Raw genomic sequence first — 23,432 nt, forward strand, 5'->3', positions numbered from 1 at the left:
CGAATCGTCATCCCGAGTGAAGCCGCATTTCAAGCGGCGCCCCGTTCATGCCGCAGCTTTTTCCGGCGCGGCCAGAACCCCGAAGGAATTTCATGCCGATGACGAGCTTTCCGACCGCGCTGCATCTTCGTATCAAAGCCCTCGCGCGCCTTCAACCCGAAGCGGCCGCGCTCGCATTCGATGCCCATAACGATACGCGTCTCACACGCGGCGAACTCGATACCCGCGCGTCGCGACTCGCGGCGCGGCTGCGTGCGGCAGGTGTCGGCGCGGAAGTGCGCGTCGGCGTATGCGTCGAGCGTTCCTGCGAACTGTTCGTCGCGCTCCTTGCGGTGCTGAAGGCGGGCGGCGTGTTCGTGCCGCTCGATCCACATCATCCCGCCGCGCGTCTCGACTGGATTGTGAGCGATGCGAATCTCGCGCACGGCATCGTCGATGCAAACGCCGACGATGCGATGCGCGCTCGCTTCAACCTATGCTTCGATGTACAGAATGACGAGGACGGTTCGCACTTTCTCGACGACGAAGCACCCGTGCATCCGCGCTCGGCTGCATACATGATCTATACGTCGGGCTCGACGGGCACGCCCAAAGCTGTCGTCGTCGAGCACGGCCCGCTCGCCGCGCATTGCGATGCGCTTGCGGCGGCGCTTCGCATCGGCGAAGGCGATAGCCTGCTGCACTTCGCGTCGGTCAATTTCGATGCCGCGCACGAATGCTGGCTCGCGCCGCTCGCGGTGGGCGCGCGCGTCGTCATCACGGCGCCGCCGCCGTTCGCGCCTGAGGCTGCGCATGCGCTGATCCAGCGCGAAGGCGTGAACGTCGCGGCGTTTCCGCCCGCTTATCTGCGCGAGTTCGCGGCCGTTGCCGAACGCGAAGGTGTGCCCGCATCGCTGCGCGTGCTCGCGTTCGGCGGCGAGGCGCTGTCACGCGAAGCGTTCGCGCGTGTGCGCCGTGTGTTCGCGGCGCAGCGTCTCATCAACGGTTACGGGCCGACCGAAGCCGTCATCTCGCCGATGCTCTGGCCCGTCGAGCCGCACGTCACGCCCGATTTCAGCGATGGCGATGCCTATGCCTCGCTGCCCATCGGACGCGTGATCGGGCCGCGTGTCGCGCGCATCGAAGAAGGCGAGCTGTTGCTCGGCGGCGTGTGCATAGCGCGCGGTTATCACGGACGCGCGGCGCTGACAGCCGAGCGCTTCGTGCCCGATCCTTCGGGCGAGCCGGGGTCGCGCATCTATCGCACGGGCGATCTCGCGCGCGAACGTGCCGATGGCGCCTACGATTATCTCGGCCGCATCGACGATCAAGTGCAGGTTCGCGGCGTGCGTGTCGAGCCCGCGGAGATCGCGGCGTGCCTGCGCGCGCATCCATCGGTTCACGATGCAGCCGTGCTCGCCGATTCCACGAACGGCCGCACGCGACTGACGGCCTGCTTCGTTTCCGCCGATGAAGCTGCGAACGAGACCGCATTGAAGACGTATCTCGCGCAACGATTGCCCGCGGCGTGGCAGCCGCATCGCTATGTGCGCGTTGCGCGCCTGCCTTATACGTTGAACGGCAAGCTCGACCGCGATAGCCTGAAGGCACACGTGGCTTCAATATCGGCGCGGCATGGCGCGGATCACCTCGAGCCCGCTACCGATACCGAGCGCCGTCTCGCCCGAACCTGGCAGCGCATTCTCGACGATGCCGCGCCCATCGGCCGATCGGACCGTTTCTTCGAACGCGGCGGCGATTCGCTCGCGGCGATGCAACTGCAAGCGGCCATTCGCATCGACTGGTGCGTGAACCTGCGTCTCGACGCGATCTTCGACGATCCATCGCTCGAAGCGCTGGCAGCATTGATCGATGCGAGCGACAAGGAAGCGAGCGGCGTGTCGATCGTGAAGAGCGTGGCATCGGCGAACGCGCGTCATGTGGATCGACCCGCATCGTTCGCGCAGCAGCGCTTCTGGGTGCTCGCGCAAACGCGCGACGCGAGTTCGGCGTATCACGTCGCGGGCCATTGGGAGATCAGCGGCACGCTCGATGCGAACGCGCTGCAACGCGCGCTCGATCATGTGATCGAGCGTCACGAGGCGTGGCGCACGACGCTCGTGGAGAACGACGACGGCATCGTCATGCAGCGTATTCACGCGTCTTTGCCGGTGACGATAGAACGCGTGGCTATCGAAGCATCCGTCGATGCCCACGCGCTCGCGCAACGTCACGCAAGCGATGCGTTCGATTTGTCCAACGGTCCGCTGTTGCGCGCGACGCTCGTCTCCTTCGACGATACATTCCATCGCCTGATGCTGACGGCGCATCACGCGATCACGGATGGCTATAGCTCGCGCATCGTCTTCGATGAACTCGCGCACGCGTATTCGGCGTATGCGCAAGGCAACGCGCCTTCGCTGCCCGCGTTGCCGATCCAGTACGCGGACTACGCGCAATGGCAACGCGATCTCGTCGCGGGCGCAGAGGGCGAGCGTCAGCTTGCTTACTGGCGTGAGGCGCTCAGCGCGTTGCCCGGGCCGCTCGCACTTCCCTATGACCGCGCGCGTGCCGCTGAACGGGATCATCGCGGTGGACGCGTGTCGTTGCGCTTGTCTGTCGACACATCGCACGCATTGCGCCAATTTGCGCGCAGTGCGCACGCGTCGCCGTTCGTCGTGCTGCTGGCCGCATTCCATGCGTGGCTGCATCGACTGACCGGCGCAAACGATTTCGTGATCGCGGCGCCGGTCGCGCATCGGCAGCGGCCTGAGACGGCATCGCTCATCGGCTTGTGCCTCAACACACTGGCATTGCGCGCGCGCGTCGATGCTGATCGAACCTTTTCCGCATTGCTCGATGATGTGCGCGCCGATGCGCTCGCTGCATTCGCGCATCAGGACGTGCCCTTCGATCGCGTGCTCGACGCGGTAAAGCCGCCCGTCGCGCGTGGTGACGAATGGTTGCGGGTGAAATTCGCGCAGCAATTCGATGCGGAACTGAAGGCGACGTTGCCGGACGCATCGGCGATCGCGACGCCCGGTCCGGACCTCGCGGCGCGCTTCGATTTCGCGCTCGATTTCACCGACGATGCGCGCGGCATCGAACTCGTCGCGGCACATGCGCTCGATTGCATCGATGACGCAACGGCACGCGCATGGCTGGCGAGCTTCGCAACGCTCGTCGCCGATGCGGTGCGCGATCCGTCGCGCCCGATCGCATCGTTGAATTGCACGGCACACCGCGAAGGGCAACGAGGCCGCGCGCTCACTTTCGACGCCAACGATGTCCTTGCGCTGATCGCGCAGCATGCGAGCGCCATGCCGCATGGCATCGCGCTGGCCGATGCGCACACGCAACTCAGCTTCGCCGAGCTCGACGATGCATCGAACCGCATCGCGCTCGCGTTGCGTCAGCAAGGCGCGCGGGCGGAGCAGGCGGTTGCCGTCTGCATCGAACGCTCGGCGCGCTTCGTCGTCGCGTTGATCGGCGCGATGAGGTCGGGTGCCTATGCGGTGCCGCTCGATCCCGCGATGCCGCAAGCGCGCCTCGACGCCGCGATCGAAGCGTGCGGCGCACGTCTCGCGCTCGTCGCAATGAAGGACGATAACGCGCCGCGAGCACTCGGCAACGCGAGATTGCTCGATGCCGATACCCTCGCGCATGACGCATCGCTTGCGAACGCCGCGGCGCAACGCGTGCAGCCCGCGTCGGAACAGACCGCATACGTCATCTTCACGTCCGGTTCGACGGGGACGCCGAAGGGCGTCGCGGTACCTCATCACGCGCTCGCCGATTACGTGCAAGGCATGCTCGACGAACTCGCGTTCGCGCCCGGCGCATCGATGGCGATGGTCTCGACCGTCGCCGCCGATCTCGGTCACACGACGCTCTTCGGCGCGCTGTGCTCGGGACGCACGCTGCATCTGCTGCCCGCACAGTGCGCGTTCGATCCCGACCGCTTCGCCGCCGAGATGCGCACACGCGATGTTGGCGTATTGAAGATCGTGCCGAGTCATCTGCATGCGTTGCTCGAAGCCGAGCATCCCGCCGATGTATTGCCTTCGCATGCGCTCGTGACGGGCGGCGAGTTGCTGCCCTGGACGCTCCTCGATCGCGTGAAGAGATTGAAGCCCGCGTGCCGCGTGATCAATCACTATGGCCCGACCGAAGCGACAGTCGGCGCGCTCGCGTGCGAGGTATCCGACTTCAATGACGATGAACGCCGCTCGCATGGCGCGCCGCTCGGACGCCCGTTGCCGAACGCTCACGCTTATGTCTTCGATCCGGCCGGCGCATGCGTGCCACCGGGCGGGACTGGCGAGTTGTATCTCGGCGGCGCTGGCGTTGCGCGTGGGTATCTTGGCCGTGCGGCCGCGACAGGGGAGCGTTTCGTGCCGCATCCCTTCGCGCGCGGCGAACGGCTTTATCGCACGGGCGATCGCGTGCGTCTTCTTGCCGATGGACGTATCGCGTTTCTCGGGCGGCTCGACGATCAGGTCAAGATTCGCGGCTATCGCGTGGAGCCGGGTGAAGTGAGCGCGGCGCTGTGCGCGATCGATGGTGTCGTCCAGGCGGAAACGCTGCCGATCGATCGCGATGGCCGCTTTCAGCTCGCGTCCTTCGTGACCGGTTCTGGAAGCAACGAAGCCACGCTGCGCGATGCACTGGCCGCGTGCTTGCCGGACTACATGGTGCCCGCGACGATCGTCCTGCTCGATGCCTTGCCGGTGACGGCGAACGGCAAGATCGATCGCGCCGCGCTGCGCGATATCGCGATGAAGCCGGCCGAAACCGCCGCCACGAGCGATGAGCCACAAGGCGACGTCGAGGAAGCGATTGCATCAGTGTGGCAGGACGTGTTGAAGGCGAAGCATGTCGGCCGGGACGATAACTTCTTCGAACTCGGCGGCGATTCGATTCTCGTGCTGCAGGTGATCGCGCGTCTGCGCAAGCGCGGGCTGCGCGCGACACCGAAGCAGGTTTTCGACAACGCGACGGTCGCGCAACTCGGGCGCGTCGCCACGAGGATAGAGACGACCGAAGCGAAAGCGCCCGCAGTCGTGGCGAAGCAAACGGAACGAGCTTCGGTGCTGACGCCCGCGCAACTGCGCTTCTTCGCGCTCGATATTCCGCAGCGCGGTCACTGGAATCAATCGATTGAATTCGATACGCGCGCGCCGTTCGATCTCGATACCTTCGCGCGGGCCTTCGATGCGCTGCTCACGCATCACGAGATCTTCCGGCAACGCTTCGAGCATGATGGCGCCGCGAATGCATGGCGCATCGTGCACGCGCAGAAGGCATTCGAAACGCTGCCGCTCGCAGCCGTCGCAGCCAGCGATGAAGCCGATGCGCTCGCACACTTCGATGCGATTCAACGAACGCTGGATATCTCGCGCGGCCCGCTCGTATGTGCGCTTGCCGCATCGCTGCCGGACGGACGCACGAAGCTCTATCTGGCGATTCATCACTTGATCGTCGATGGCGTGTCGTGGCGCATCCTGCTCGATGATTTGCAGAGCGCCTATCGCGCGGCTGAAACGCGTGGCATCGCGAGCCTGACGCGAACGGGCGCGAGCGCGGCGCAGTGGGCCGCGCGTCTTGCCAACGCCGCACGCGATCCGCATTCACCATTCACCGGCGAAGCGACATACTGGACCACGATAGCCGCATCGGGCGATGACCTGCGTCTCGATCATCCGCACGCGAAGGCCACGAACGCCGATGCAATGGTCATCGAACAGACGCTCGATGCCGTGCTCACCGAAGCGAACGCCGCGTATCGCACGCAGACGGTCGAGCTGTTGATCGCGGCGCTCGCGCATGCAATAGGCGCGACGTGCCGCATCGAACTGGAAGGGCATGGCCGCGAGCCCCTCTTCGACGATATCGACGCAAGCCGCACGCTCGGCTGGCTGACGAGCCACTATCCGGTGTCGCTGCCTGTGAAAGCATCGGCGATAGAGACGCTCGCCGCGACGAAAGATACGTTGCGCGCCGTTCCGCACAAGGGTCTCGGCTTCGGCGCGCTGCGCCATTACGGCGACGATGCAACGCGCGTCGCGCTCGAAGCGCTGCCTCGTCCGCGCGTGACCTTCAATTATCTCGGGCAGTTCGATTCGCACGGCACGCGCGACGCCGCGTTTTCGCCGCGCTTCGGCGGCGCGGGCAGCGAGCGCGATCCGGCAGGCCCGCTCGGCAACGCGCTCGCGATTCACGCCTATGTCGACGACAGCGACGAACGCAGGCTCAAGCTGCATTGGGTCTATGGCTCGACGCAGTTCGAGCGCGCGACGATCGAGGCGCTCGTTCAGCGTTTCGAGCATGCACTCGGCGATATCGTCAAGGCATGTGCCGCGCGCATCGAACAGAAGGGCGCGGGCGCGACGCCGGGCGACTTCCCGCTTGCACGCGATGGCGGCCTGACGCAAGCGGCCCTCGATCGTGTGCCGTTCGATATGCGCGCTGTCGCCGATATCTATCCGCTCACGCCGATGCAGAAGGGCATCCTGTTCCATTCGCTGTTCGCGCCGGAGCAATCGACCTATGTGAATCAACTCGCGGCAACGCTGATCGCGCCCGATATCGACCGGTTGCGCGCGGCGTTCGAAGCAGCCGTGCCGCGTCACGATATTCTGCGAACCGGCTTCACGCCCGATGAAGCCACGCCGATGCAGATCGTGCATCGCCAGGCGCGCATCCCGTTCGACGTGCTCGACTGGCGCGGTCGCAATGACGCGTTGGCTTCGTTCGAAACATGGCTCGCCGATGACCGCGCACGCGGCTTCGATCTCGCATCGCCGCCATTGATGCGCCTCACGCTGATTCGATTGACGGACGACGAATGGCGCATTGTGTGGACACGTCATCATCTGCTGCTCGATGGATGGAGCACCGCGCGCATGTTCGCGGACGTGCTGCGCGATTACATCGAGCCGCCGCGCGCGCAGCCGTTCGCGACACCGGCGAAGACGCGTTATCGCGATTTCATCGCGTGGCTCGCAGCGCGCAACGCGCAAGCGGACGAAGCGTTCTGGCTCGAACGGCTCGCACGCCTCGACGAACCGACGCGCATCGCGCAACGCGAGGCGAGCGCTCAACCTTCGCTCGCTGATCACCGCACGTGGCGCGCGACACTCGATGCCGCAACGACCGCGCGCCTCACCCATACCGCGCGCCGTCTTCGCGTGACGCTCAACACGCTCGTTCAAGGCGCGTGGGCGCTCGCGCTGCAACGCATGACGCATCGCACGAGCGTTGCGTTCGGCGCGACGGTGGCGGGGCGTCCCGACGCGCTTGCCGGCATCGACGACGTGTTGGGTCTCTTCATCAACACGATCCCGGTCATCACGGCGCCGCTGCCGCAGCGCGCCGTATCGGCATGGCTGCGCGAACTGCAGGCCGATAACGCCGCGGCGAACGAGCATGCACATACGCCGCTCGCGGAGATTCAACGCTGGGCGGGGCAAGGTGGCGGCGAGCTTTTCGATACGCTCGTCGTGTTCGAAAACTATCCCGTCGACGAAGCATGGGCTGGCCGCGATGCGCGCGCGCTGAGCATGCGCGATGTGCGCAACATCGAAGCGACGGACTTCGCATTGACGCTGGTGGTGGAGGCGGGCGAATCGATCGTCATCGATTACGGATACGACGCGGCGCGTCTCGATGAATCGCGTGTGGCTGCGCTGCATCGCACGTTGTCCGCGTGTCTCGATGCATTCGCCGCGAATGCGGATGCCCCGTTGGGTGCGATATCGATCGCCGATGACACCGCTCGCTTCAACACTACCGCGCGCGCATGGAGCGATGCGCAAAGCGCGCCGCTGCATCGGCAATTCGAACACATGGCGAAGGCCGTGCCCGATGCCATCGCGCTCGAAATGAATGGCGGCAATGGCACGTCGAATCGCATGACATATGCGGAACTGAACGAACGCGCGGATCGCATCGCCGCTGCGCTAGTCGCCGCGGGCGTCGCACCGGACACGGCAGTTGCGCTGTGCGTGGAGCGTTCGTTCGAGATGGTCGTCGCGCTGTTCGGCGTGTTGAAGGCGGGTGCGGCCTATCTGCCTGTCGATCCGGATTATCCGGCGGAACGCATCGCGTATCTGCTCGACGATGCGAAGCCCGCCATCGTGCTCACGCAAGCGCATCTGCGCGAACGTGTCGAGGCGGTCGCGTCGACTGCGCGTGTTTTCGATATCGGTGCGCTCATGCAAAGCGATGCGACGCTCGCAACACACGTCGATGTCGCCGACGCGCAGCTCGCCTATCTCATCTACACGTCAGGCTCCACGGGCAAGCCCAAGGGCGCGGGCAACACGCACGGCGCGCTGGCGAACCGCATCGCGTGGATGCAGGACGCCTATCGCCTGACCCGCGACGACGTCGTGCTTCACAAGACGCCTTTCGGCTTCGATGTATCGGTATGGGAATTCGTCTGGCCGCTCGCGACGGGCGCAAAGCTCGCCATCGCGGCGCCTGGCGATCATCGCGATCCGGCGCGGCTCGTTGCCACGATCGAAGCGCATCGCGTGAGCACGCTGCATTTCGTGCCGTCGATGCTTGCGGCGTTCCTTGCACATCTCGATGAATTCGGCGGGGCAGCGCGCTGCGCGAGCGTCGAACGAATCATCGCGAGTGGCGAGGCGCTCGCGCCCGAGCTGGTCGCGCGTGTCGCAAGGCTCTTGCCCAATGTGCGGCTCTACAACCTTTACGGCCCGACCGAAGCGGCCATCGACGTATCGCACTGGACTTGCGGGGCAGGCGATATCGACGCGCCTTCGGTGCCCATCGGCTATCCGATCGCGAACCTGCAACTGCATGTGCTCGATGCCGCGTTGCATCCCGTGCCCATTGGCGGCCTCGGCGAGCTGTATCTGGGCGGCGCGGGACTCGCACGAGGTTATCTCGGTCGCGCCGCGCTGACCGCCGAGCGCTTCGTGCCCGATCCGCTCGTCCCGGGCGCGAGGCTCTATCGCACCGGCGATCTCGCGCGTCGCCGCGATGACGGCGCGCTCGACTATCTCGGCCGCATCGATACGCAAGTGAAGCTGCGCGGACAGCGCATCGAACCGGGCGAGATCGAAGCGCTGCTGCGCGCGGAGCCGAATGTGCGCGACGCGGTCGTGATCGTGCGCGACGAGCAGTTGATCGGCTACATCGCGTGCGCCGCGCCCGATACGTTCGATGAAGCCGCCGTGCTGAAGTCGTTGCAAATGCAACTACCCGTCTACATGGTGCCCGCCCAAGTGGTCGCGCTCGACGTGCTGCCCGTCACGCCGAACGGCAAGTGCGACCGCAATGCGCTGCCCGCGCCGATGCGCAGGCAAAAGACGATCGAGGCACCGCAAACGCAGACCGAGCGCGAGCTCGCCGCAATCTGGCAACGCGTGCTGCATATCGAAGGCATCAGCCGCGATGACGACTTCTTTGCACTGGGCGGACATTCGCTGCTCGCAACGCAAGCCAACGCGCAAGCCAATCTGCATTGGTCGATCACGCTGCCGCTGCGCACGCTCTTCGACGAACGCACGCTCGCGCGCTGCGCTGCCGCGATCGACGCGGCGCTTGCTCGACGCAATGCCGAAGGCGGCGCGCAAAACGCGGCGAGCGCCATCGACGCCTTGCTCGATGAACTGGAGACGCAATGAGGCACGCAATGAAATACGCAATACAAAGAGGACACGCATGACGAAGGCACAACCCGATCTGCTCTCGCTCGCGACGCGCTTCGCGCAGTTGCCCGATGTGCAGCGCAAGGTGTTCGTCGCACGGCTCGCCGATGTCGGCATCGACTTTCGCATGCTGCCGATACCGCCGCGTCCGCGAGGCGATGCACGCGATGCATCGGAGGCCGGCGTGCCCGCATCGTTCGCGCAGACGCGCCTGTGGCTGCATGCGCGCATGATCGACGAGCCCGCTGCATATCACATTACCGAGCGCCTGCAACTCGATGGCGCGCTCGATGCAAACGCGCTACGCCTTTCGTTCGATGCATTGATCGCGCGCCACGAAGCCTTGCGCACGACCTTCGCGGAAGGCGCGGATGGCGTGCTGCAGACCGTGCATGCGCCGATGCGTTGTCCGTGGCAGTCGGTGGATCTCACGCACGTTCCGGTCGACGAACGCGAAACGCGCGCCGCCGCGCTCGCGCTCGCCGATGAATCGCGCCCCTTCGATCTCGCGCACGCGCCGCTCGTGCGCGCGCATCTCATCAGGCTCGATGCGAACACGCACTGGCTTTCGCTGACGACGCATCACGTCGTGTCCGATGGGTGGTCCGCCGATGTCGCGCTGGCCGAGCTCGCATCGTTCTATCGCGCATATGCGAAGGGCGAAGCCGTGTCCGTCGCGCCATTGCCGATTCAATACGCGGATTACGCGCTCTGGCAGCGACGTTGGCTCGATGCGGGCGAGCGCGATCGGCAACTCGATTTCTGGCGCGCGCGGCTCGACCCATCGCGCGACGTGCTGATGTTGCCCGATGCGGGGCCGCGTCCCGGCGAGCGCAGCGCGCGCGGTGCGCGTCATGTGTTCGCGCTCGATGCGGCGCTTGCCGCGCGCCTGCGCGCCTTCGCGAACGAATGCCGTGCGACGCCTTTTGCCGTGCTGCTCGCCGCGCTCGATGCACTCTTCGCGCGTGCATCGGGCGAGGCGCATATCCAGATCGGCGTGCCTGCGGCAAACCGCGAGCGCCCGGAGACGGCGGGACTCATAGGCTTCTTCGTCAATACGCTGACGCTCGCTACGCGGGTGGATGCGACGTGGCCGTTCGCCACACTCGTCGATGCGGCGCAACGCGCGCTCGTCGATGCGCAATCGCATCAGGACGTGCCCTTCGAGCAAGTGGTCGAAGCGCTCGGCGTCGTTCGCAGCGCGAGTCATCATCCGCTCTTTCAGGTGATGGCGGCATACGGCGCGCGCCGTGCGTTGCCCGCTTTCGCCGATGTGCGCGCGACCGAATTGCCGTCCGGCACGCCTTTCGCGAAGTTCGATCTGACCGCGAGCTTCGAGGAGCGTGCGGACGGGTCGCTCGCGGCCGCGTTCATCTATGCGCTCGACCTCTTCGAGGCCGATGCCATCGAGCGGCTCGCACGCCGGTTCATCGAACTGTTGCGCAACGTGCTCGACGCACCACAAACGCTCGTGGGCGATGTGCAATGGCTGCCGCACGACGAGCGCGCGCAGCTCGACGCATGGAATCGCAATGCGACTGAACGTGCACCGGAATTCGTCGCCGTGCACGAACTCATTGCGCGTCATGCGCGTGCAAGACCCGGCGCACGCGGCGTCGCCGATATGCAACGCGCGTTCACGCGCGCCGAAGTCGATGCCCGCGCGACGCGCATCGCACAACGCTTGATCGGCATGGGTGTGCGTGCGGAGATGCGCGTCGGCGTGGCGTTGAGCCGTTCGGTCGATCTGCTCGTCGGTTTGATCGCGGTGCTGAAGTCGGGCGGCGCGTTCGTGCCGCTCGATCCGAGTCATCCGCGCGAACGTCTCGCGCAAATTCTCGACGATGCGCATATCGAGCACATCGTGACCGAGCGCGCGAGCCTGGATGCGCTGCCCGTGCCTGCCAACGCGAGCATCCTGCTTCTCGACGATGAAACCCTCTACGCCGACGATGAAACCTCGCGAATCGCGTTGCCCGATGTCGCCGCCGAACAAGCGGCTTATGCGATCTATACATCGGGCTCGACTGGCAAGCCGAAGGGCGTGATCGTCGATCACGGTTCGTTCGCGCGCCATTGCGTTGCGATCGCCGAGCGTTATGGTGCGACCGAGCAGGACACCTTCATGCTGTTCCAGTCGGTCAACTTCGACGGCGCGCACGAAGGCTGGTTCTCTCAGTACATCTCGGGTGCGGCTGTCGCGATCACGGCTGACACGCTCTGGCCGCCCGCGCTGACGTGCAGGCTCATGAACAAGGAAGGCGTCACGATGACCTACGTGCCACCCGGCTGCGCGGCGCAACTCGCGGAATGGGCGCTCGTGCACGGCGCGCCGCCTACGTTGAAATCAATCACGGTGGGCGGCGAAGCGACATCGCGCGAAGCCTTCGCATTGATGCGACGCGCGTTTCCGAACGCGCGCATCGTCAACGGCTATGGCCCCACGGAGACGGTCATCACGCCGATGCTGTGGATGTTCCACCCCGGCGACGATCCCGCGAAGCTCGCGGATTGCGCGTATCTGCCGATCGGCACGCTGGTCGGCGCGCGCACCGCGCATGTGCTGGATGAGCGGCTGAATCGTTTGCCTGTAGGGGTGATCGGGGAGTTGTATCTCGGTGGCGAAGGCGTGGGCGTCGCGCGCGGCTATCTCGATCGCCCGGCGCTGACCGCAGAGCGCTTCGTGCCCGATCCGTATGGCGAGCCAGGCGCGCGTCTTTATCGCACGGGCGATCTCGTGCGGCGCCGCGCCGATGGCGTGTTCGATTTCATCGGCCGCGTCGATCATCAGGTGAAGCTGCGCGGCTTGCGTATCGAGCTGGGTGAGATCGAGGCGCAACTCGCGGCGCATGACGATGTGCGCGAAGCGTGCGCCATAGTGCGCGGCAAGGGCGCGCAGGCGGCCCTCGTCGCATATGTCGAGTTGAAGGCCGATGCACGCGAACGCGCCGCGCTCGGCCGTGCCGCCGATTCCGCCGAGCTCGACGCGCATCTGCGCCGCACGTTGCCCGATTACATGGTGCCTGCGCATATCGTCGTGCTGGATGCGTTGCCGCGCAATGCGAACAGCAAGGTGGATCGCGCGGCGCTGCCCGAGCCGCCGAGGAAGGAGCGCGTGTATGAAGCGCCGACGGCGGGCATCGAAGCGGCACTCGCGAAGATTTGGCGCGAGGTGTTGAACATCGAACGGGTGGGACGAGCCGATCATTTCTTCGAGCTGGGCGGACATTCGCTCGCGGCGGTGCGTGTCGTGATGCGCATCGTGGAGACGCTCGAACGCGACGTGCCCGTGCGTGCGTTGTTCGAAATGCCGGTGCTGTCGCAATACGCGAAGCGCGTGCTGCAGGCCAATACTTGCGAAGGTGCATCGGATGTCACGCAAACCGCATTCGAACCCGATGAGCATGGCGTGTGGCCGCTTTCCGCCGCGCAACTCGGCCTCTGGTTCTTGTGGCGCGCGCAGCCGCAGAGCGCCGCGTACAACATTCCGGTCGCGGTGCGTCTGCGCGGGTCGCTCGATGCGGATGCCTTGCGCGAAGCACTTGCTCAGGCGGCGGCGCGTCATCCGGCCTTGCGCACGCAACTGGTCGAACGCGAAGGCGCGTTGCCGGGTCAACGCATCACCACGATGTGGCGTTTCGAGTTGCCGGTGACGGATGTCGCGGGATGTATCGATGAAGCGAAGTGCATCACCGATGAAGCCGCGCTCACTCCCTTCGATCTCGCCAACGCAAGACATCTATGGCGCGCACGTCTGATCCGTCTTTCCGACGACGATCACGTGCTCTCGCTCGTCGTTCATCACATCGTGTCCGATGGCACGTCGATCGATCTGTGGCTCGACGATATCCGCGCAACCTACGTCGCGCTGCAAAAGGGCGCGTTGGTGTCGGAGCGGCCGTCGAACGCTTTGGTGCTGCCGTCGTCCGCAACGGGCGCGCGTCTCGCCTTCTGGCGCGATACGCTTCACGACTTGCCCGCGATGACATTGCCCGCGCCCGCTGCGGGCCGCGCCGACGATCCGCAATGGCTCGCGAGCCGCATCGCATTCGAGCTCGACGATGCGCTCGTCGAACGTGCCCGCGCGCTTGCGCTCGAATGTCACGCCACGCTGCCGATGCTGCTGCACGCGGCATTGAACGCGGCGCTGCATTATCTGACGGGCGCGCACGATCAACCGGTCGGCGTGCTCGCATCGACACGCGAATCGACGGGCGATGCCGCGCGCGATGCACTGGGCCTCTTCATCAACGCGGTTGTCGTGCGCACGCGCATGACGAAGGACGACACGCCCGCGACACTGCTCGCCACGGTGCGCGACGCCGCGCTCGCCGCATACGCGCACGCCGATGTTCCCTTCGCCGATGTCGTAGCCGCGCTGAGCGCGGAGCGTCCCGGCGCGCGCAATCCGCTCTTTCAGGTGATGTTCAACTATCTTCGCCCCGCCGCGATGGCCACGCGCGAATGGGCGGGCCTCGCGATCGAAGGCTTCGACGACGTGCGCCATCGCGTGGTGTTCGATCTGGAACTGGACGTCACCGAGTATGCGGATGGCCGCGTGAGCTGCGCGTTTTCATATGCGAATGAACACGTCGATGGCGCGTTCGCCGACGCACTTGCGAAGCGCTATATCGCGACGGTCGAGCAGTTCGCCCACGCGCCGCACGACGTCTTCGACCCATGCGAAGCAGTGTTGGAACGCGTTCAGCGCATAGCGGCACCGGAGCCTTCGAACGAGGAGACCAGCGAAGCACGATCGCTTGCCCATATCTGGCGCACGCTCTTCGACGGCCAGGCGCCCACGCTGCGCGATGACCTCTTTGAAGCAGGTGCAACGTCGTTCGCCGTCGTGCGCTTCGTCGATGCGGCGCGCAAGGCCGGCTTCGATATCGCCATTCAGGACGTATTCGCCACGCCGCACTTCGCGGGCCTCGCGGCGACGCTCGCGCGCCGCTTGTCGACGGCATCGACCAATGACATCTGAGAGACACAGGAACTATGAAGAACGAAACCGTATTCGATCTGATCGGCGTTGGCTTTGGGCCGTCGAATCTGTCGCTTGCCGTGCGGCTTGCCGAAGAACGCGGCGCATTGAACATGAAGCATTGCTATATCGAGCGGCAGCCGGAGTTCGGATGGCATCGCGACATGTTGCTCGACGATTGCCGCATGCAGATCTCCTTCCTTAAGGATCTCGTCACCCAGCGCGACCCGACGAGCCGCTTCACGTTCATTAACTATCTGTTCGAGCGCGGGCGCTTGAACGAGTTCGTGAATCTGAAGAACTTCTATCCGACGCGTGTCGAGTTTCACGACTATCTGAGCTGGGTCGCGCAGGCTTTCGATGACCGCGTGCATTACGGTCAGCGCGTCACGGCCATCGAGCCCATGCTCGACACGAGCGGCGACGTGAGCACGCTGCGCGTCGTGTCGCAGGACGAGGACGGCCGCGAATGGCGCCGCCTGACGAAGGCGCTCTCGATCGGCGTAGGCGGCACGGCGCGCGTGCCGGAACCGTTCGCGTCGCTCGGGCCGCATAACGTGATTCACTCGTCGGCGTATCTGAGTTCTATCGAGCATGTCGCGGGCGATGATCGCGACGGCAAGAAGCGCATCGCCGTGATCGGCGCGGGGCAGAGCGCGGCGGAAGTGTTCACGGATCTCACGCGCCGCTTCCCGCACGTCGACGCGACGCTCGTGATTCGCGCGAGCGCGCTCAAGCCTGCCGACGACACGCCATTCGTCAACGAGATCTTCAGCCCCGAATTCACGGATGTCGTCTATGCGCAATCGGAAGACGGGCGCCGCTCGCTGATCGAGCGCTTCCGCGACACGAACTATGCGGTCGTCGATCGTCCGTTGATCGAGCAGATTTACGAAATGCTCTATCTGCAAAAGGTTTCCGATGAAACGCGGCATCGGTTGCTGGCGAATATGGACATCGAGAACAGCGCGCGCCGCGCCAACGGCCAGATCGAGTTGACCATGCGCGACATGCTCACAGGGCACGCGGACGCGGAACGTTTCGATGCGCTCGTGCTCGCGACGGGTTATCGGCGCGACACGCATCTCGCGCTGCTCGACGGACTCGCGCCGCATCTAGGCGATGCGCTCACGGAGCGGAACGTGGGCCGCGATTATAGGCTCATCACGCCGTCGAGCTTCAAGGCGCGCATCTATCTGCAAGGCTGCTGCGAAAACAGCCACGGTCTCTCCGACACGCTGCTTTCCGTGCTTGCCGTGCGTTCCGATGAGATCGCCGCATCGCTTGCCGGTGCGGGACAAAAAAACATCGCACAGCAAGCAGCCGATACAAAGAAAAACGGGGTGAGCAGCGGCCGCGTGGCCGTGGCTCTTTGACAAAGTAGCGGCGAATGCGAAGCCGCATTGCGATTGGAGAGAAGAAGAATGATGTGGGGAAGAGGGACGCGCCGGGCGATCGCCGTAGCGGCGAGCACGGCGTTTTGCCTGGCGGCGGCCGATCATGCGTTGGCGCAACAAATGGATGCACAAGCGGATGCACAGCCGGATGCTTCGCAGACGAGCACATTGCCGGCCGTACGCGTGAACGCATCGGCGGACAACGACACCGTGGGACTCGTCGCGCGCAAGAGCCGCACTGGAACGAAGACCGATACGCCTATCGATGAAATTCCGCAGACGATCAACGTCGTCACAGCGGCGCAGATCGAGGAGACGGGCGCGACCACCATCAACGAGGCCTTGCGCTATGTGCCGGGCTTTTCATCGTATGGCTCGGACGTGCGCTCCGACTGGTACTCGGCGCTGCGCGGCTTCACGCCAACCGTGTTCGTGGACGGCTTGCAGGTGCCCAATACGCTGAACTTGTCGAGCTGGCGCGTCGATCCGTACATGATCGACAGCATCACGATCCTGCGCGGTCCGACATCGGTGCTGTACGGGCAGGGCGATCCGGGCGCGATCGTCGATGTGCAAAGCAAGCTTGCCGATGGCGGGCGTTATCGCGAAGCGGGCGTGCAGATAGGCAACTACGCGCGCAAGCAGGTGATGTTCGATATCGGCGACAAGATCGACAAGGATGGAAGGTTGTCGTATCGCGTGCTCGCAGTAGGACGCGACGGCAACTCGATGACCGGTCCGCACGCGGAACAGCGCTTCGCGATTTCGCCTTCGGTTCGCTGGCAGCCGAGCGCGAGTACGTCGTTGACGATCGCGGCAAGCTATTTGCAGGACTGGGGCGATGCATCGAACAACTTCCTGCCCGCGCAAGGCACGGTGCTGCCCAATCCGAACGGCAAGATCTCGCCTGACCTCTATACCGGCGATCCGACGTACTCGTACTACCGCAAGAAGGAATGGTCCATCGGTTATCAGCTCGAGCACAAGTTCAACGACATCTGGACATTTCGTCAGAACACGCGCTGGATGCATCTGTCGCTCGATAACGGCGCGGTGTGGGGCGCGGGTCTCGATCCGGCCGATCCGACCGAGCAGACGCTTGCGCGCTTTGCGGGCCTGTTCCAGCCGAACTACAGCCGCTTCGATATCGACAATCAGGCGCAGGCGCGCTTTAGCACGGGACCGCTCGAACATACGGTGCTGCTCGGCTTCGAGTACAACCGCCAGAACTCGACCGACAGCGAATGGCTGGCGCTCGGTCCGAGCCTGAACATGTACAACCCGGTCTATACGCCGGTTTCGACCGCGATCTTCAGCGGCCCGGATTCTTTCGGCCAGACCGACACGCGCACGACGCTCGATAGCTTCGGCCTCTATGCGCAGGATCAGGTGAAGTGGAACCGCTGGATGCTGACCATCGGCGGCCGCGAGGACTGGAGCAATACGAAGCAGGATGACATCGTCGGCGGCACGCAACTGAAGCAGGACGACAGTGCGTTTACGGGGCGCGTCGGCCTGACGTATCTCGGCGATTACGGCCTGTCGCCGTATATCAGCTATTCGACTTCGTTCAATCCGATCATCGGCGTGAAGATGGCCGATGGTGGCCTGCCCGCGCCGACGAAGGGACGTCAGATCGAAGCGGGCCTGCGCTGGCAGCCGCCGGGCAAGAACCTGATGCTCGGCGCGGCGGTGTATCAGATCAACCAGACGAATGTCCTCACACCTGATCCGACCGACCCGACCGGAACGTTCTCGGTGCAGACGGGCGAAGTGCGTTCGCGTGGCATCGAGCTTTCGGCGGTGGGTAACGTGACGCGCAATCTGTCGGTGATTGCGGCTTACGTCTATCAGGATGTGAAGAACATCAGCGCGAACGACGTGACGCTCGACAAGTGGCCGGTATCGATTCCGCTGCCGCGCCAGATGGCATCCCTATGGGCTGACTGGACGTGGCATTCGGGACCGCTCGATGGGCTTGGCTTTGGCGCGGGCATTCGCTATCAGAGCGGTCTTGCCGGCGCGGCGGACAACTCGCTCTATGTCCCGAGTTATACCGTGTACGACGCGGCCGTTCATTACGACATGCCCCATTGGCGTTTCGCGGTGAATGCATCGAACATTTTCAATCGCACGTTCGTGAGCGGTTGCCAGTCGGATTCGGCGTGCTTCTATGGCAATCCGCGCACGGTGATCGCGAGCGCCCGTTATAACTGGTAATGATCGTCGGCGGCGCTGACGTTGATCGGAGCCGCCGTTTTCGAAGCGGAATTCAATGACGAAGATAAAACTGGTCTACATCATGTCCTTGCGCAACGCGGCGGCGGATCGCGCGGGACAGCATATCGAATACAAGGGCGGCACGCGGTATATGAAATCGCCACTCGAGTTTCTCGTCGAGCAGCTCAATCGATCGCCGTTGGGGGATCTTTATTCGCTCGAAGGCGTGATCTATGACGATGACGAAGGCTCGCCGCGGGATCGGGAAAAGCTCACTGGATACGGCTTTCGGCCTGTGTTGGGCGGACAGTGGATTCATCCACCGGAGCTTGCTGTGCAAGACGTGCCCGTGATGAGTCTGCTTCATGCGATTCCGTCTTCCTATCGCCGCTTGCCTATGGATACTGTCGTCGAGCGCGCGGTGCAAAAGAGTGCGTTCGAGAAGTGCTTGCTCGACAAGCTTCATGCGCTCGATGCGGATTTCGTCGTGCTCGATGGCTTGCTCGTGATTCTCGATGAACTGGTTCGGCCTGGCGCGGAGTTCTGTCGTCGCATCGCGAATATTCATCCTGGGGTTACGCGGCTCAGTTCGCCGTTTGAGAGGCGTGGTGCCTATGCGACGCTCGATGCGCTGTATGGTGCGCGCGGTCAACGCGTGGCCGACTGGAGCACGATGCGCGTAGAGCCCGCGCCGGTGATCGATAGGACCGGAGCCTCGTTTCACTATGTCGATAACGGCATCGATTCGGGGGAAGTCATCTTTGATGTGCTCGGCACGAGTATCGATCCTGTGGACTCCATTCTGGAGTTGCGCTGGAACAACTTTCAGCGGAGTTTGTTTCCGGCGCTTGAAGGGGGGCTTTTGGTTATGGCTGAGAGTTTTGCTAAGGACCTCGTGTAGGGGTGTGGGTTTGGGTGGGCTTGTGGGCTTCGCCGGATCCCGGTTTCGCGTCGGTCTATTGGCGTTGCCCCTATGCGGGGCGGCAGTCACTTTCTTTGCTGCTGCAAAGAAAGTAACCAAAGAAACAGCTTGTCCCATCCAAAGTGCTTCAGGCCGGCCCCGGCACAGAAGATAGCAAGTGGACCGGCAGTAGCGAGTGCCCTCGTAGGCCTAACCGGGCGTGGACCGCGCACGGTCTGACAAGCTAGAACATTGAGGGCACTGGTTCAGCACCAAATAGTTCCGGCACAGCGCTACGCGCTGCCGCTGGGTGTGCAAGGGAAACCAACGGAAGGCAAACACAGTGAGATAGAAGCGTTAGCCAGCAAAGAAGCGCGCGCGGACCCGATGGACCGGTCGGCCGCGAAGCGGGCCGGAGCTATTTGGCGCCTTACCAGTCAGTTGAGCGGCGCGATGTGGCAGACCGTGCGCGATCCAAGCCCGATTAGGCCTTTGAGGGCACTCGCTACTGCCGGACCACTTGCGCCGTTCTGTGCCGGGGCCGGCATGAAGCACTTTGGATGGGGATAGCTGTTTCTTTGGTTACTTTCTTTGCAGCAGCAAAGAAAGTGACTGCCGCCCCGCATAGGGGCAACGCCAATAGACCGACACGAAAACAATATCCGCCAGAAGCCTGAACCAACTGAGAGAGAACTACCAGAGAGGCTCAACAATGAACACAGCACTAGACGCAGAAGAAGCAAGAGCAACAAAAGCGGACCGCACATTGCCCGCATGGGCACAGCACTACAAGCCAGAGACACTGCTCAACGCCCTAAGCGACATTTACTGCAACGAGCCTGAGCGCCGCACGGCGACGTTATCCTTACCTCATGCGCGAAGCGAAGCCGAACAAGCAACAGCCTTCGCCGCGCAGGCGCGAAACGAAAACCTGATCGACAAGGCCGATCACCGCGATGATCACATTCTGCTCACCACATCGCGCAAAACCTTCTGGCAAAGCCCCCGTCCTTGGCTAAAGGCTCCCCCATCGAGCGAAACCCTTCTGCGTTACACGCAAAGCAGCAACGGCGTCACCCACCCGATAAGACCCGAAAACACCGAAGGTACGATCTACGAACGCCACTTCCCGCAGATCGACATGACCTTCAGCTTGCGCACCGCAGACCCTGAAGCAGATTCAAAAGTCTTCAGCGAGTGGATGAACCTCGACCGCGTAGCGCACTTCTGGGACCAGCGCGGCACGCGCGCCGAGCATGCGGCTTATCTCGCGGAACGTCGCGAAGACGCGCACATGCATCCGATGATCGGCTACTTCGACGACAAGCCCTTCGGTTACTTCGAGTTCTATTGGGCGAAGGAAGACCGCCTCGGCCCGTTCTACGATGCGGGTGACTTCGACCGCGGTCTGCATCTGCTGATCGGAGACGCGCAGTTTCAGAGCGCGGGCAAGCTGAAGGCATGGTGGAGCGGCGTGCTGCACTACATGTTCATCGATGATCCGCGCACCAAGCGGCTCGTCGGCGAACCGCGTGTCGATCATGTGCGGCATATCGCGTACATGCATCGCATGGGTTTCTACACGCTGAAGGAATTCGACTTCCCGCACAAGCGCGCCGCGCTCACGGTGATGGAGCGCGAAAAGTTCTTCAACGACTTCCGCTTCTGATGCGACCTAGGCCGCCGCGCTGCCCGCTTCGGTGATCGCCTGCATCAGCAGACGCACGCCGGGCGAAAGCGGAGCATCGCGGCGCGTGACCATTTCATAAGGCTCGCTGCGCGATGACAGCGCGACGGGCAGCGTGCAGACGATGCCATGCGCCGTGCAGAAGCGCGCGACATCGACGGACACGAGTGCAACCAGCGACGGGTCCTTCTGCAACAGCGAGAGCGTCGCGAACGCCGATGTCGTCTCCAGCAGATGCGAGGGGAAGCGCAAGGCCGCATCGTGAAACTCGCGTTCGAGCAGAAGCCGCATTGGCATGTTCGCGCGATACACGACCCAGCGATGCTTTGCGAGATCCTTGAGCGCAATGCGCCTGCGTTTCGCGAGCGGGTGCGCGATGTTCGCGATCACCGCAAGCGTTTCGTCTTTCACGATCGCGCTGTCGTAGAGATACGGCGTTTGACTCACGCTCGTGCGGCATATCGCGAGATCCAGCCGGCCCGCGTCGATCAAACCGAGCAGACCAGGGCTCGTATCCTCGACGATTTCCACCGACATCTCCGGCTGACGCTCGCTCACGGCGGTAATGGCGTCGGTGAGGAGCGGCACCGCGCCCATGATCACGCCCACCGACACACGCCCGCCATAACCGCGCATGATGCCGACGATCTCTTCACGCAGATGCGCGAGGTCCGTATGAATGAGCCGCGCATAGCGGATCACGCAATGACCGACCGCGTTCGGCGCCAGCCCGCGATTGGTGCGCACGAAAAGCGGCGTGCCGAAGGTGGTTTCGATTTCATGCAGCGCCTTGCTTGCGCCCGGCTGCGTCAGTGCGAGCTGCTTTGCCGCGCCGAGCAGCGAGCCGCGTTCTTCGAGGGCGATCAACAAACGCAGCTGCTTGACGTGCAGGCGCGAGACGATCGAGGTGAGCGAGGGCGTCATCGAAAGATTTTGGGTTGACGAAAAGTTATAGCGGTATCAAAAGTCGTCAGTATCGCGCGGGCGCGTCCGCTCGTATACTGGCAGGCACCGGGCCGCCGGAACCGGAATGGGCCGGGCGGCAACGACTATAACCTTCAGTCAGTGACCATGTCTCTCATCAATTACATCACGCAGATTCAGTTCGATTTCGGCGCGGTGCGCCTGCTTGCCGGCGAGTGCGAGCGAATCGGCATTCGCCGTCCGCTGATCGTGACCGATGCCGGCATCCGCGCGGCGGGCCTGCTCGACAAGGTGCTCGATGCACTCGGTGCCTCATCCCCCGTGCCGGTGTTCGACGGCACGCCGCCCAATCCGAACGAAGCGGCCGTGCGCGAAGCCGTCGCGATGTTCAAGGAGAACCAGTGCGACGGCGTGATCGCGGCGGGCGGCGGCTCGTCGATCGATCTCGCGAAAGGCGTCGCTGTCTGCGCGACGCATGACGGCCCGCTGCAAAGCTTCGCGGTGATCGAAGGCGGTCTCGCGCGCATCACCGCGAAGACCGCGCCGGTGATCGCCATTCCGACGACCGCGGGCACCGGCAGCGAAGTGGGCCGCGGCGCGATCCTGATTCTCGACGATGGCCGCAAGGTCGGCGTGATCTCGCCGCATGTCGTGCCGAAGGTCGCGATCTGCGATCCCGAACTGACGCTCGGCCTGCCGCCGGTGCTCACCGCCGCGACCGGCATGGACGCGATCGCGCATTGCCTCGAAACCTTCATGGCGCCCGCCTTCAACGCGCCCGCCGACGGCATCGCGCTCGACGGCCTGTGGCGCGCGTGGCGTCACATCGAGCGCGCGACGCGCGACGGCTCGGACCGCGTCGCGCGCTGGAACATGATGAGCGCGTCGATGCAGGGCGCGCTCGCGTTTCAGAAGGGCCTCGGCTGCGTGCACAGCCTGAGCCATTCGCTCGGCGGCATCAATCCGAGGCTGCATCACGGCACGCTCAACGCCATCTTTTTGCCGGCGGTCATCGCGTTCAACAGCAGCGCGCCTTCCATGCAGGAAGAGAGCAAGCTCGACCGCATCGCGCAGGCGATGGGCCTGAAGTCCGGCAGCGAGGTCGGCGAAGCAGTGCGTCGGATGACTGCGACGCTCGGCCTGCCGCGCGGTCTCGCGGAACTCGGCGTGACGCGCGAACTGTTCCCGCGCATCATCGCGGGAGCGCTTAAAGATCACAGCCACAAGACGAATCCGCGCGAGGCGTCGAGCGCGGATTACGAGGCGATGCTGGAAGCATCGATGTGATTCCGTAAGGCGCGCCTCGTCCCAAAAAAGGGCCGGGGCGCAAACATCGTAGCGGCGGGCGATTTGCGGCATTGCAACAAACCCTTAGGGGAAAACCCTAGGCTCTGTTACAATGTTGCAAAAATTGAGGAACAGATCATGCGTCGCCGCTACGAAATGCTCGAAAAAGCCGCTTTTGCCTTGCTCACGATTTCCGCCGTCATGGACGCGAGCTACATCACCTGGGAAAAGCACCCGAATTTCCGTGAAAACGTCACGGAAATGGTCAAGATGAGCGCGGAACTGTCGCTCGCGAACCCGGGCGTGGGCGAGCCGACGCCGCTGGTTCCGATGGCGCTCAACTAAATCCCCCTCCCTGGCGCGACCTTCGCCG

The 23,432-nt window shown here is 64.0% G+C and carries 9 protein-coding genes; 8 read left to right on the forward strand and 1 reads right to left on the reverse strand.

All coding sequences use genetic code 11. The features are described from left to right. Window positions 1-98: 98 nt before the first annotated feature. The 6 genes from AC1Z32_RS01555 to AC1Z32_RS01580 all read left to right on the forward strand — a co-directional run bounded on the left by AC1Z32_RS01555 (window position 99) and on the right by AC1Z32_RS01580 (window position 20,830). Window positions 99-9,635, forward strand: coding sequence for an amino acid adenylation domain-containing protein (locus AC1Z32_RS01555; protein ID WP_483476954.1), 9,537 nt, complete (start codon window positions 99-101; stop codon window positions 9,633-9,635). Window positions 9,636-9,672: 37 nt separating this feature from the next. Then, window positions 9,673-14,643, forward strand: a complete 4,971-nt coding sequence (locus AC1Z32_RS01560) for an amino acid adenylation domain-containing protein (protein ID WP_483476955.1) — start codon at window positions 9,673-9,675, stop codon at window positions 14,641-14,643. 14 nt (window positions 14,644-14,657) lie between these two features. After that, window positions 14,658-16,019: a lysine N(6)-hydroxylase/L-ornithine N(5)-oxygenase family protein gene (locus AC1Z32_RS01565; RefSeq protein WP_483476956.1), complete on the forward strand. Its 1,362-nt coding sequence runs from the start codon at window positions 14,658-14,660 to the stop codon at window positions 16,017-16,019. 48 nt (window positions 16,020-16,067) lie between these two features. Next, complete coding sequence (locus AC1Z32_RS01570; protein WP_483476957.1) at window positions 16,068-18,260, forward strand: TonB-dependent siderophore receptor; 2,193 nt, start codon at window positions 16,068-16,070, stop codon at window positions 18,258-18,260. A 55-nt stretch (window positions 18,261-18,315) separates the two neighbouring features. After that, the gene (locus AC1Z32_RS01575) at window positions 18,316-19,161 is read left to right on the forward strand and encodes a formyl transferase (protein WP_483476958.1); all 846 of its coding nucleotides are present in this window, start codon (window positions 18,316-18,318) and stop codon (window positions 19,159-19,161) included. 712 nt (window positions 19,162-19,873) lie between these two features. Next, window positions 19,874-20,830, forward strand: a complete 957-nt coding sequence (locus AC1Z32_RS01580; protein WP_483476959.1) for a GNAT family N-acetyltransferase — start codon at window positions 19,874-19,876, stop codon at window positions 20,828-20,830. A 6-nt stretch (window positions 20,831-20,836) separates the two neighbouring features. Here the strand turns inward: AC1Z32_RS01580 and AC1Z32_RS01585 are convergent, their stop codons facing one another. Beyond that, window positions 20,837-21,772: a LysR family transcriptional regulator gene (locus AC1Z32_RS01585; protein ID WP_483476960.1), complete on the reverse strand. Its 936-nt coding sequence runs from the start codon at window positions 21,770-21,772 to the stop codon at window positions 20,837-20,839. Between the two features lie 147 nt (window positions 21,773-21,919). Here AC1Z32_RS01585 and AC1Z32_RS01590 point away from each other — a divergent pair, with 147 nt between their 5' ends. Both AC1Z32_RS01590 and AC1Z32_RS01595 read left to right on the forward strand, forming a co-directional pair. Beyond that, complete coding sequence (locus AC1Z32_RS01590; protein WP_483476961.1) at window positions 21,920-23,059, forward strand: iron-containing alcohol dehydrogenase; 1,140 nt, start codon at window positions 21,920-21,922, stop codon at window positions 23,057-23,059. Window positions 23,060-23,197: 138 nt separating this feature from the next. After that, entirely contained in the window at window positions 23,198-23,404 is a 207-nt protein-coding gene (locus AC1Z32_RS01595) for a hypothetical protein (protein WP_483476962.1), read from the forward strand. Window positions 23,405-23,432 lie beyond the last annotated feature (28 nt).

The sequence above is a fragment of the Caballeronia sp. 11_S32 genome, assembly GCF_056930355.1.

Coding starts and splice junctions, on each gene's coding strand:
- AC1Z32_RS01575 (WP_483476958.1), top strand. CDS start 18,316: ATGACGAAGATAAAACTGGTCTACATCATGTCCTTGCGCAACGCGGCG.
- AC1Z32_RS01570 (WP_483476957.1), top strand. CDS start 16,068: ATGATGTGGGGAAGAGGGACGCGCCGGGCGATCGCCGTAGCGGCGAGC.
- AC1Z32_RS01585 (WP_483476960.1), bottom strand. CDS start 21,772: ATGACGCCCTCGCTCACCTCGATCGTCTCGCGCCTGCACGTCAAGCAG.
- AC1Z32_RS01590 (WP_483476961.1), top strand. CDS start 21,920: ATGTCTCTCATCAATTACATCACGCAGATTCAGTTCGATTTCGGCGCG.
- AC1Z32_RS01580 (WP_483476959.1), top strand. CDS start 19,874: ATGAACACAGCACTAGACGCAGAAGAAGCAAGAGCAACAAAAGCGGAC.
- AC1Z32_RS01595 (WP_483476962.1), top strand. CDS start 23,198: ATGCGTCGCCGCTACGAAATGCTCGAAAAAGCCGCTTTTGCCTTGCTC.
- AC1Z32_RS01565 (WP_483476956.1), top strand. CDS start 14,658: ATGAAGAACGAAACCGTATTCGATCTGATCGGCGTTGGCTTTGGGCCG.
- AC1Z32_RS01560 (WP_483476955.1), top strand. CDS start 9,673: ATGACGAAGGCACAACCCGATCTGCTCTCGCTCGCGACGCGCTTCGCG.
- AC1Z32_RS01555 (WP_483476954.1), top strand. CDS start 99: ATGACGAGCTTTCCGACCGCGCTGCATCTTCGTATCAAAGCCCTCGCG.